12 protein-coding genes are annotated in these 11,438 nt (G+C 41.2%); 4 read left to right on the forward strand and 8 right to left on the reverse strand.

The genetic code is table 11. The features are described from left to right. Window positions 1-281: 281 nt before the first annotated feature. Window positions 282-488 (forward strand): transposase, encoded by a 207-nt coding sequence (locus tag CALSC_RS18040; RefSeq protein WP_088242681.1) that lies wholly within the window; start codon window positions 282-284, stop codon window positions 486-488. A gap of 92 nt (window positions 489-580) precedes the next feature. Here CALSC_RS18040 and CALSC_RS18045 read toward each other — a convergent pair whose 3' ends face one another. Together CALSC_RS18045 and CALSC_RS18050 are read right to left on the reverse strand one after the other, a co-directional pair. Next, entirely contained in the window at window positions 581-1,111 is a 531-nt protein-coding gene (locus tag CALSC_RS18045; RefSeq protein ID WP_235006841.1) for a GAF domain-containing protein, read from the reverse strand. A 326-nt stretch (window positions 1,112-1,437) separates the two neighbouring features. Continuing rightward, window positions 1,438-2,622 (reverse strand): NAD(P)H-quinone oxidoreductase subunit H, encoded by a 1,185-nt coding sequence (locus tag CALSC_RS18050; RefSeq protein WP_088242682.1) that lies wholly within the window; start codon window positions 2,620-2,622, stop codon window positions 1,438-1,440. Between the two features lie 192 nt (window positions 2,623-2,814). Here CALSC_RS18050 and rsmH point away from each other — a divergent pair, with 192 nt between their 5' ends. Together rsmH and CALSC_RS18060 are read left to right on the forward strand one after the other, a co-directional pair. Then, window positions 2,815-3,684, forward strand: a complete 870-nt coding sequence (gene rsmH / locus CALSC_RS18055) for a 16S rRNA (cytosine(1402)-N(4))-methyltransferase RsmH (RefSeq protein WP_088242683.1) — start codon at window positions 2,815-2,817, stop codon at window positions 3,682-3,684. Window positions 3,685-4,024: 340 nt separating this feature from the next. Continuing rightward, window positions 4,025-4,618: a L,D-transpeptidase gene (locus CALSC_RS18060; RefSeq protein WP_088242684.1), complete on the forward strand. Its 594-nt coding sequence runs from the start codon at window positions 4,025-4,027 to the stop codon at window positions 4,616-4,618. 182 nt (window positions 4,619-4,800) lie between these two features. Here the strand turns inward: CALSC_RS18060 and CALSC_RS18065 are convergent, their stop codons facing one another. From CALSC_RS18065 to CALSC_RS18090, 6 genes are all read right to left on the reverse strand, one after another. Then, complete coding sequence (locus CALSC_RS18065) at window positions 4,801-5,406, reverse strand: hypothetical protein (protein WP_088242685.1); 606 nt, start codon at window positions 5,404-5,406, stop codon at window positions 4,801-4,803. Window positions 5,407-5,453: 47 nt separating this feature from the next. Beyond that, on the reverse strand, window positions 5,454-6,479 hold the full coding sequence (locus CALSC_RS18070; RefSeq protein WP_088242686.1) for a glucokinase: 1,026 nt from the start codon (window positions 6,477-6,479) through the stop codon (window positions 5,454-5,456). 180 nt (window positions 6,480-6,659) lie between these two features. Beyond that, the gene (locus tag CALSC_RS18075) at window positions 6,660-7,307 is read right to left on the reverse strand and encodes a histidine phosphatase family protein (RefSeq protein WP_088242687.1); all 648 of its coding nucleotides are present in this window, start codon (window positions 7,305-7,307) and stop codon (window positions 6,660-6,662) included. 350 nt (window positions 7,308-7,657) lie between these two features. Next, window positions 7,658-8,998, reverse strand: coding sequence for an aminotransferase class V-fold PLP-dependent enzyme (locus CALSC_RS18080; RefSeq protein ID WP_088242688.1), 1,341 nt, complete (start codon window positions 8,996-8,998; stop codon window positions 7,658-7,660). A gap of 132 nt (window positions 8,999-9,130) precedes the next feature. After that, entirely contained in the window at window positions 9,131-9,685 is a 555-nt protein-coding gene (locus CALSC_RS18085) for a cupin domain-containing protein (RefSeq protein ID WP_088242689.1), read from the reverse strand. 20 nt (window positions 9,686-9,705) lie between these two features. Then, entirely contained in the window at window positions 9,706-10,290 is a 585-nt protein-coding gene (locus CALSC_RS18090; RefSeq protein ID WP_088242690.1) for a sigma-70 family RNA polymerase sigma factor, read from the reverse strand. Between the two features lie 283 nt (window positions 10,291-10,573). Between CALSC_RS18090 and CALSC_RS18100 the strand changes: the two genes are divergently transcribed. Beyond that, window positions 10,574-11,438 (forward strand): DUF4331 family protein (locus CALSC_RS18100; RefSeq protein WP_200817679.1); only part of this gene is annotated, 865 nt, incomplete at its 3' end.

Here is an 11,438-nt window from a genome sequence, read left to right on the forward strand (position 1 = left end):
TAATGATTCCTCACTTGAAATTTTACTAGGACTTACGCAACTGGCACAGTGCGATCGCTATCAATAGTTTACATATATTAAAAACCACTTAATGCATTTCATTAGCTTTGATTAGAATTACTAACACAATTAATGATGTATTCTGTTGTTCAAAATTTTATGAGAAAATTTATACGGGGTGCATTAAGTGGAAGGCGGGTGTAATCGCACCGTGTTTGAGACTTGGCTAGAAACTTGCTTGATTCCAACCCTACATCCCGGTGAGTGGGTAATTGTAGATAATGCTACCTTTCCAGAGTGGTGGTCGAATTGCTCAATTGATTCAACAGGCTGGATGCCAGTTGATTTACCGACCCCCTTATTTTCCTGATCTCAATCGGATTGAAAAGTGTTGGGCAACTTTGAAAGGTAGAGTTCGCAAGCTTTTACCCACATTAAATAATCTACATGATGCAATGGAAATCGTTCTCAGGCAACCAGCGTCCTAATTAATCTGGCTACAGCTATAAATTGGGAATCAGGTTTGATTGAGGGAGAAGTAGGGGACTTTCGCGTTAAGTTAATTCAAAAAAACACCGACTTAGCTCTCCAAGATACAAGGTGCTGTTGCCAATTTTTCTGCACCAGCTTTCATCATTTCAATATCTGATTTTGACCAATTATGGGGTGCTTGGCAGTGATGTGCTACTAGTAATCCCCATAGCCCCTTGGGTATTAATACTGGTACTGCTAAATTAGCACGTACATTTAGACTGCGGAGAAAATCCCGATGACAATCACTGATCTCTTCGACTTCAATGTCGGGAATCGCCCTAAATCTACCTGATAAATACAAATCTGCATATTGGTCAGTAAAACATTCATCGGGACCAGTAGAACCTAAAATAGAAAACTGCTCATCACTCAAGGATTCAAATGTAACTTGACCATGCCAATGATTGTAAAAATAATACAAAACTACACGATTAACTTCCAGGAATTCTCGAAGTTCTTGTGTGGTTTGTCTGACTAATGTATCTTGCCGCATTTTTATAGTCAGGCGATTGATGATTCTCTGCAAACCCTGCTCTACAGAGTTAGGGGTAAATTCTGGCTGAAAATTTATTGGCACAGTTATGAATTTTGGTGATTAGTAATTGGTGATTTATATATGGCAAAAACGATTTCAAATTAATTTCAATTTAAAAAGTGAGGAGTGAGGGTTGAGGATGGGAAAATTATGCTGATGTTTAGGAGTGAAAATTTTTTCATCGGAACTACCTTTTACCTCCTAAGATCAAATTCAACTTCTTGTTCTTAACACTTCCCATGACTAAAAGCGAGGGGACTCTTAATTTATACGGATTCTCATGAATTTACTATCATGAACCATCGTAAAAATATAGAGACGTACCTAGGCACGTCTCTATGGTATCAAAATATTAAGAATTATGGAGCTTATCTATCTACAGACCCCATGATTACGTCAATACTACCCAAAATCACGACAATATCTGCGACCTTCACGCCCTTCAATAAATGTGGTAAGATTTGCAGGTTATTAAAATCCGCCGCGCGAATTTTCCAGCGCCAAGGGAAAGAATTATCATCACCCACTAGATATATACCCACTTCACCTTTCCCACTCTCAACACGGGAATAAATTTCACCTTTGGGCATTTTAAAAGTAGGAGCGACTTTTTTGGCAACATACTGGTAATCAAAGGCATCCCACTCAGATTTTTTCCCAGCTTGTATTCGCTTAGCTTCTAAGTTTTCGTAAGGGCCTCCAGGAAGTCCAGCGATCGCTTGCTTAAGAATTTTCACGGATTCACGCATTTCCCGCATTCTCACGAAGTAACGGGCTAGGCAATCACCACTAGTTTCCCACTGAACATCCCAGTCAAAGTCATCATAACATTCATAATGGTCAACTTTGCGTAAATCCCACTTCACCCCGGATGCCCTTAACATGGGACCAGAAAGACCCCAGTTAATTGCTTCTTCCCGAGTAATAGTGCCAATGCCTTCTACCCGTCGCCGGAAAATAGGATTATCGGTAACTAGGCGCTCATATTCATCTATCTTAGGTAAGAAATATTCACAGAAATCTAAGCACTTATCTATCCAACCATAGGGTAAATCAACTGCTACCCCACCAACCCGGAAATAGTTATTGTTAACCATGCGATAGCCGGTAGCGGCTTCCCAGAGGTCATAAATCATCTCCCGTTCCCGGAATTGGTAGAAGAAGGGTGTTTGAGCGCCAACATCTGCTAGAAATGGACCAAACCATAGTAAATGGTTGGCAATGCGGTTCAATTCCAGCATAATAACGCGGATGTAACTGGCACGTTTGGGAACGGTAATCCCTGCCAATTTTTCCGGTGCATTCACCGTTACGGCTTCGTTAAACATTCCCGCCGCATAGTCCCATCGACTAACGTAGGGAACATACATAACGGTGGTGCGGTTTTCCGCTATTTTTTCCATTCCCCGGTGCAAATAGCCAATCACCGGTTCACAATCAATGACATCCTCGCCATCTAAGGTGACAATTAACCGCAAAACACCGTGCATGGAGGGATGGTGAGGTCCCATGTTCAGCACCATTGGTTCTGTGCGGGTTTCAATTCTTGCCATATATTCCTTGTTCTCCCGTGTGTAAAAATTTTAAACTTGAACTGCTTGGATGCCAATTAACTAAAGGCAAGGGTGGGGACAAAAAATGTCCGATACAAAGTAAGTTGGAGAAGAGTGAGGTTTAGGGTTGGTGTGTGATGTTTAATTCTGTTGCACTTCTTCAATTATTATAGGGAGCTTGAGTTCAAGAGCATGGGGGAAGGAGATTTTTTTCATTTACCAGTCCTGAGTAGAGAAGCTATTACAGGTTTGGCAATTCGTCCAGGGGGACATTATTTGGATGTAACGGTGGGGGGTGGGGGTCATTCTCGCCTGATTTTAGCAGCTGCACCAGATGTCCGCGTCACTGCTGTTGACCAAGATGAGGATGCTTTAGCAGCGGCACAGAAGCAGTTGGTAGGGTTTGAGGGTAGAGTTAAGTTTATCCTGAGTAACTTTGCTGCTTATGATTTTTCCCCTGATGCTTTTGATGGGATTATAGCCGATTTGGGGGTGAGTTCTTACCATTTGGATTCACCAGAGCGAGGTTTTAGTTTTCGCCACACCGCCGATTTAGATATGCGAATGGATCGAAGACAGGCTTTAACTGCGGCTAAGATTATTAATCACTGGGATGAGAAGGAATTAGCGGATGTTTTCTTCCATTATGGAGAAGAAAGACTTTCTCGGCGAATTGCTCGGCGAATTGTGGAACAACGTCCCTTTTCCACTACTACAGAATTAGCCCATGCGATCGCTAACTGTGTTCCTGGTAAATACCGCCATGGTAGAATTCATCCTGCTACCAGGGTTTTCCAAGCATTACGAATTGCGGTGAATGATGAATTAAAATCCCTAGAAACATTGTTAGAAAAAGCACCACTGTCCCTCGTCCCCGATGGTAGAATTGCCATCATCAGCTTTCACAGCCTGGAAGACAGATTAGTAAAACACAGTCTGAGAAACTCACCTTTGTTAAAAGTGCTAACCAAAAAGCCAATCATTGCCCAAACTGACGAAATTGCCCAAAATCAGCGATCGCGTTCTGCTAAATTAAGAATTGCCCAGAGAGAGGTGGGATAGATAATTACCACATAGGGGTGATACCCCTTGTGATATCATGAAACTTGCTCTAGGAAACATCCTTAGACTCAAAAGGCTTAAAATGTAATTTTAGCTACTTAAATGTAAATAATTTTCAGAAAAAATACTGTAGCGACTAGAAAATTGAGTGATTTTAGCTGTTTCGCTGTTTAAGAGAGTCTTAATTTTGTAAATTTTAGCGCTTTTTCGATTTACAAGTATACTGAGTGCCAATAATAATAAAAATGGTTTTGTTACCTGAAGATTGTTAGCGATCGCTAATAAAAACTAACAGATCTATTAATGTTGGCAATATCAGTCAGTTTAATGTGTCTACCTGATGACAAATTTAATTTCTACCCAATTAATACGCTCTTTAAAAATTTTACTTGTGGGCATAACCTTAACCGGAAGCCTAGTTAGTATACCTAGCGAAACAAGTTTTGCACATCACATAAATCCCAGAGCTTCCAGAACTTCTAGAGTTCCTAAATCCTCTAGAAGTCGTAAAACTCGTAAAATTCGTAAAACTCGGAGAACTTCCAGAATTTCACGAAAAATTAATATTCTCAAAAAATCCCAGCGTTCCTGGATTCAAATTGATTTATCAAGACAAAGACTGATTGCATGGAAAGGGAAAAAACCTGTTTATGCAGTGATTGTTTCCACTGGTAAAAAAGAAACACCTACCCGTACAGGTATTTTTAGAGTTAAAACCAAGCTCCGCAAAACCAGAATGAAAGGGGAAGACTATGATGTTCCCGATGTTCCACATACCATGTACTATCAGGGAGGCTACGCCATTCATGGAGCATATTGGCATCGCCGCTTTGGTACTCCAGTTAGTCATGGATGTGTGAATGTAGCACCAGATCATGCAAAATGGTTGTATAAATGGGCATCTGTAGGAACAACAATAGTTATTCATCAATAGTACTTGCTGTAAAAGTCCTTTGCTGGAGCTAGAGAACAGGGAATGGGGGACAGGGAATATTTTCACTCCCATTGTTCCCATTTTTTCTACTCCAAAAAATTTTCACCACAAAGGATAAAATACCTTTTCCCGATTCCCGATTCCCGATTCCCGACTCCCCATTTTCCAGTCAGTGAAAGTGGTCAAGGTCGTAGAACTAATTGAAAAGAGTTTAAATACCCTTGAATTGTATTAGATAGGGTTTTATGCTGCTTGGATGTGGTCATTGCCATCACTTGATACAACCGTCCTTGGGCAACAAACATTCTACTAGTAGTTATTTTACCCCCAGAGTTAATATACTTAATTTCCTTACCGGGATGACCATTAGAACTACGAATATTACGTTGACTAATTAATCGGCTTTGGGTTGTTTTTAAAGCCATTTTTTGGGCATTGTTAAGTATAGTTTGGGGATGTGCCATTTTAGCGTAGCTGAATGGGAATTGATTGGATACGACTAAATAAGCAACTTCCTGATTTGGGGGCTGAGCAACAAATATTTGTAATTCAATTTCCCCCATGTAAGTTTTTTGTATCTGGGAAGTTTGTTTTGGTCTTCCTGGCATTAACACCGCGAACATTTTATCGGGAGGGGTAAATCTCTTCCATTGAGGTTTCTGGGGTTTTGCTGGAGATAATGATTGTTTTTGAGACATGGTTGATTTTGGCTGATATGCCTCAACAGGTGCTAATCCAGCACAAAATAAGCTGGTGGCAATTAATGGGACAAAAATTTTGGTTGTCATTATTTTTGCTTTTTTATAGATGCTGATATTACACATACTGCTAGCAGTTATAACCTAGCTGCACAAACAGCAGCACCAATAAGTCCCACTTGTGGATTTAGCACAATATACACGGGTATATTTGATAAAATGCCCCGCATTCTACCTTTTTGGGTAAAGTTGAATAAAAAACTACCCGATTGCAACAAGGGAAGTATTTTGCCTGCAATTCCTCCCGCAACATATAAACCACCGTATGGAAGAAGTTTCAGGGCGAGATTTCCTGCTTCAGCACCATAAACTTCCACAAATAACTGCATAGTTTTTTCCGCCAGGCGATCGCTTTTTTGCACCGCAGCCATACCAATAACAGCACCAGGCTCGACACTTTTTTCCTGTTTTCCCGCTTCCTGTTCCCAGGTTCTTACCACTTGAGCAATTTCTGGTGATTCACTGGCAAGTTGTCGATCCCGCATGAATTGATAAATGGAAACTAATCCCAAGCCAGAAACCACCCTTTCCACAGAAATGCGTTGGATACCATGTTTATCCAGCAAATATTTCAACAGTTGAAACTCTAACTCATTCCGGGGAGCAAAATCAGCGTGTCCTCCTTCCGAAGCAAAAACTTGATAATACTCTCCCTGCTTAACTAAAAATCCCTGTCCTAAACCAGTACCTGCACCAAGAATAGCAATTGGTGATTCTGAATTGGGTTTACCCGGTTGTAGAGTACACAAATCAGTTGCTTTTAAGCCCAAAATACCATAGCCAACGGCAGCAAAGTCATTGATGAGGGAAACCTGGGCAATACCAAGCTCAGATTGTAAACGTTCCCCATCCAAAGACCAGGCAATATTTGTTAACTTGGCTGTATTATTCACTACAGGGCCAGCAATACCAAAACAAGCTTTGTCAGGGGTTCCCATATTTGTCTTTGCCAAAAATTGCTGCACCATTGGCACTAAATCGGTAAAATCACCACTGGGATAACGTTCCTCAGCAATAGGATGTAAATCTTGCTGTGGTGATGCTTCCACCAATTGCAAAATAGTTTTTGTACCGCCAATATCTCCTGCTAATAATAAAGTCATGCCGATTCTGGGTTTGAGATTTTAGATTGATGGGTAATTAGCAATCAAGAAATACTAATATTTTCAGAGTAGAATTGTAGTGCAAAGCATAAGTGGGAAAAACATAGTTGCTCTTGCCTCCTTCACTCCAGCTGGGGAAACCCCAACCTACTTCTTAAATTTCTTCTCCACTTCCAAATATTAGTGAAGTCGAACAACTTCTTCTACATGAGTTAAATGGGAGGTATCACCCCTAACTTCTAATAACCAGCCTGAATTTTGATGTACAACCTTGAATAAGCTACACAAACGTACTTTTTCCCCATTATCAGCTATTTCCCCTACCAATCCCATAGCAGCACCTTTTACAGAGGCTCCATGTCCGATGAGGAGGATATGCTTGGGAGCATATTCTCTAGCCAGGCTTCTGGATGTTTGCCCAGAACGCTGTCTGGTTTGTGCTAGGGTTTCCGGGTATGTGGCAGTAATTTGGGGTGTATAGCTAGTATCAATGCGGGGAAAGAGTTCTGCTAAGGCTGGTGTGCATAATCTTTCTGGCTCCTCCGTCATCCAAGCTGGATTGAGCCATTCACTCAAACCCGTTTCCAGTTTAATGGGTAAATCTAATTTTTCCGCGATCGCATTGGCTGTTTGAACTGTACGCAGAAAAGGTGAAGCAAAAATATGATCAATTGTTTCGGTTGTTAAACGTTCCGCTAGTTGTTGTGCTTGCACCATTCCATCATCAGATAAAGGCGGATCATAGCGTCGTTCCGCAGTTAAAAACCACTCGGGGTTAACAAAGTCCAGGCGGTTAGCATGTCTTGCAATCCAAACAGTTTGAGTCATGCACAGATTCCTTAGCTAATATATTTATGTTTTGGGGATCAGCAACTTAATACACAAAAACCGCAGTTGTGGGCTATTAAGTTACATATTATGGCAAAAAGTTTTACAATTTGTAACAGTAAAACTATTGGTATAGAGAATTTCTTATATAGCACTATGCAATTAGGTTAGCCCTTCGACTCCGCTCAGGGCTAACGGTGAGCGGAGTCGAACCGTTAGGAAATTGTTGAAGCACCAAGTCCATGAACAGTAAACTTATTACTTACGCGTAGGACTATATGCTGACCGCCAAAAAATTAGCTTGGTTAACATTAAATTTTGCTATACAGTGTAGAAAATTCACCCTCTCGTTACATTCTGGTAATTTCTGTTAGCGATTGTATTAAACCTGCAATTTCTTGATCTGTATTGTAATGTACTAATCCAATCCGAAGTAAGCCACCACTGTTTTCCACTCCTAACTTTGTAGTTAAACCGAGGGCATAAAAATTACCATGCCAAGTAAAAATACCGCGATCGCCTAATTCTTTAGCTAAGGTTGCAGGAGATATACCTGCAATGCGGATACTAACGGTGGGTGTGCGATGGGAAAAATTTGCGGGATCGGTGATGCCATACAAGGTTAAGCCAGGAATAGCTAACAATTGGCTAATCAGCTGTTGGCTAAGTTCTTTTTCGTATTCCTGAATTGCCGACATTGCTGTCACTAAAGCTGCGCGACGACTGGGATAGGCGGTAGCAACTGCATGGGTAGGAGGACAGCGAAATGCCGGCGTTTTCCCCGCTTCTGTCTCTAACAAAGCGGCAAGTAAGTCTCCGTGGCTGGAAGGGGAAACATGACAACCGACTTTTGCTAAATAATTGATAGTTGCTACCATTCCCCCTAGTCCTTCAAAATTGAGGGTACCAGTTTCCCAGCAGCAGGGGATTTCATCGGATGCTGGTTTCACTTTATAGGGTTTGAACCTTGCGAGATGCTCCTGTTTGCCATACAAAATACCTAAATGGGGGCCAAAGAATTTATAGGCAGAACAGGCGAGAAAATCACAATCTAAAGCTTTGACATCAATGGGGCCGTGGGGTGCATAATGGACTGCATCGATGAAAACTAAAGCACCAACCTCATGAGCAAGTTTCACCACCTCTGCCATATCATTAATTGTGCCCGTAGCATTAGAAGCATAACCAATTGCCACTAACTTTGTGCGGTGGTTAAGCTGCTGTTGCAGACTATTCATATCTAGGCTGCAATCTACGGTATTAATATCAACCTCATGAATAATTGCTCCCTGCTCCTCTAGAGCGTACCAAGGAGTTACATTGGCAGAATGGTCAAGTTTGGTGACAACAATTTCATCCCCTGGTTGGATTTCCCTCCCTATGGCTCGACTGAAAGCAAAGGTCACAGAAGTCATATTTGCACCGAATATTACCTCCTGCTGCTCGCAACCCAGAAAATCTGCGATCGCCATTCGTGCAGAGGTAACTAGGGCATCTGTACGAGCACTGGTGGCAAAAGCTCCGTGAGCATTGGCATTGGAACGTACCAAATAATCTGCGATCGCATCAATCACAGCACCCGGAACCTGAGTCCCACCAGGGCCATCAAAGAAAATTGCAGGTTGACCATTAATTTCTTGGGTGAGGGCGGGAAATTGCCCACGTATCCACTTGAGGTCAAAAGGAACCATATTAAACTCCTTGATTGTAATTTTTGATAAAATTATTTTTTATTAATTAATAAGGCATTATTGACATTAGGCCTTATTCTCAATATACTTCCCAATTTTCTTCGAAGGCTTAAAAATAATGATTGATATTTTCTATCTAATTTTAATACTGTCACTAGAAGTTTTGAGAAATAACAAACATCCCTGGGAAGTTTCTGGTTCATGTACAGTATGGGAAAAGGAATAAATGCGATCGCCACTTGTATACAATTTCCCATCAATAACCAAATTACCTTCTAATATGATTATTTCCTCATTGCCAACATGTCCATGTTTGGGAAAGCGAACATTACTTTCACAACGTAAGAAACAACTAATTTCCCGCTTTTCTTCATCCACATTGAGGATACCGATCATTACCCCAGGAAGGGAATAAGGTTTCCAAGTAACTTGAGCTGCTTGTTCTTTCAAAGTATCAATGGAGACTTCCCCATTAATACGTTGGAATAGGCGCTCTTTGAGGTCGGTAGCCATAGTCACATCAGGAACAGTATAAGCGATCGCACCCGCAGCATTCCGAAATTCTGCCAGTTCCATTTCTAATTCTGGGAACTCTAGCACCGTTTCCTCAAGTACATGGGAATCTGACTCGTCGAGAATATCGAGAGCATATAAAGCCGCTAATTCAGAGAAGTTTTCGGGTTTCATTTTTACTATTCTTGATATATCTATCCTAGCTCGCTGGAATTTAAAGAGCTGAGGAAACCACGCAATTTATTTAATCCCAAACGAATCCGAGTTTTAATAGTTCCTATAGCAACATCAGTTTGAGTGGCAATTTCGGTATGGGTTAATCCTTGGAAATATGCTAACTCAATCACTTGTCGCTGTTCTGGTGGTAATTGTTGCATAGCTTTGACTATCAACTTGCGACGCTCAAGGACTATCACATCTTCAACTGGGTTCTTAGTTGGTGCTTGTGCCTCCATATCTATAGCATCTAAAGATATTTGTTGTGTGCGTGCAATTCTTTTTTTAGACCGCAGTTTATCCAATGCTCGACTGCGAATTTGCATAAATAGCCAAGTATCTACCTGTGCTTTTTGGGGATTATAGCGTGCAGCAGTCCGCCATACTTGCTGAAAAACATCCAACACTGCTTCTTCTGTTTCTTCTACTGTACCTAAAATTTTAAATGCCACACCATATAACAAACTAGCATAAAGGTCATAAAGTGTGGCTAGGGCAGTTTGGTCTTGCTCGGCAATTCTAGCTACAAGGGCGATTTCGTCAATACTTGGTTTTGCAGTCATTCAATTTTGGATTTTGGATTTTGGATTTTGGATTCCTCTCTTGGAGGGGTTCCTTGGGGGGATACAGGGGGTCGAATTTTGGATTTATCCCATATCTAAAATCAGGGGACATAAATTTCATATCATTGCTAAAACCCACTCTTACAGTTCGGTAACAAAGATTTTTGTTCGCCAAGAGATCCAAGCAGCCAATCTTGGCGTATATCAATTTGAATGGGAGGTTGATCGACCCAGTTTAAAAGTTTACCCATAAGCAATGACAAATATGTCAGGAGATACCCAAATGAAGAATACAACAACAATTGCTGCTAAAAAATCCTTGCACCGTCTGAGTCTCAAAAATCTGAATTGGAAAAAACTGATGGGAGCAAGTGTCATCGCCTTAAGTTTAACCGTTGGTATAGCAACATTTATCCCCATGTTTGTTCAAGCTTCTGACCATGATGATGGAGAAGTCGATACAAAAGGTCGCAATCTGAATTTAACTGATTTATATGTATTCCGGGAAAAAGACCAAAATCCCAGTGCAAATGGAGATGACTTGATATTCGTCATGAATACTAATCCGCGCTCAGTTGCACGTCAGCAATATTATTTCAGCAGCAATGCCCGTTATGAGTTCAAAATTAGCCGCGTTGTCAATAAAGATGCAACCCCCACAGGCAAAGAAGATGTGACCCTGCGGTTTAAATTTAGTCGGCCCAACAGCCGAGGGGAGCAGAAATTCAGACTCATTGCGATCGCTAATGGTAGAAGAATTGGTTCTGATATCGGTACAACAACTCCTTTAAGTGCAAGTGAAAACCCAACCCTGAATGAACTACATTTGGGAAAATCCAAAGTTAGTGTATTTGCAGGATTGCGGGAAGATCCATTCTTCTTTGATGTTGAACAATACTTCCGAGTTCGTGCCGGTGCTTTGGGTATAGGACCCCAAGTTGGTTTCCGCTCACCTGACAAAGCCCTCGACTTTGCCACAGGATATAATGTCAATACTGTCACTGTTAGAGTGCCCCGTTCTTTATTACAAGGACATACTAAAGCCACAACCTTCGATGTGTGGCAGACTATCTCTGTCAGAGACCCTCGCACTCGCAGATTTAAGCAGGTTGAACGTCTTGCACGACCAGCTATTAATGAAGGCTTAA

This window comes from Calothrix rhizosoleniae SC01, from assembly GCF_900185595.1.
In the GTDB taxonomy this organism is placed as follows: domain Bacteria; phylum Cyanobacteriota; class Cyanobacteriia; order Cyanobacteriales; family Nostocaceae; genus Calothrix_A; species Calothrix_A rhizosoleniae.

Excerpts from the sequence above, each read along its gene's own strand:
- CALSC_RS18060 (WP_088242684.1), top strand. The coding sequence starts at position 4,025 with ATGACAAATTTAATTTCTACCCAATTAATACGCTCTTTAAAAATTTTA.
- CALSC_RS18075 (WP_088242687.1), bottom strand. The coding sequence starts at position 7,307 with ATGACTCAAACTGTTTGGATTGCAAGACATGCTAACCGCCTGGACTTT.
- CALSC_RS18065 (WP_088242685.1), bottom strand. The coding sequence starts at position 5,406 with ATGACAACCAAAATTTTTGTCCCATTAATTGCCACCAGCTTATTTTGT.
- CALSC_RS18070 (WP_088242686.1), bottom strand. The coding sequence starts at position 6,479 with ATGACTTTATTATTAGCAGGAGATATTGGCGGTACAAAAACTATTTTG.
- CALSC_RS18085 (WP_088242689.1), bottom strand. The coding sequence starts at position 9,685 with ATGAAACCCGAAAACTTCTCTGAATTAGCGGCTTTATATGCTCTCGAT.
- CALSC_RS18080 (WP_088242688.1), bottom strand. The coding sequence starts at position 8,998 with ATGGTTCCTTTTGACCTCAAGTGGATACGTGGGCAATTTCCCGCCCTC.
- rsmH (WP_088242683.1), top strand. The coding sequence starts at position 2,815 with ATGGGGGAAGGAGATTTTTTTCATTTACCAGTCCTGAGTAGAGAAGCT.
- CALSC_RS18050 (WP_088242682.1), bottom strand. The coding sequence starts at position 2,622 with ATGGCAAGAATTGAAACCCGCACAGAACCAATGGTGCTGAACATGGGA.
- CALSC_RS18040 (WP_088242681.1), top strand. The coding sequence starts at position 282 with ATGCTACCTTTCCAGAGTGGTGGTCGAATTGCTCAATTGATTCAACAG.
- CALSC_RS18090 (WP_088242690.1), bottom strand. The coding sequence starts at position 10,290 with ATGACTGCAAAACCAAGTATTGACGAAATCGCCCTTGTAGCTAGAATT.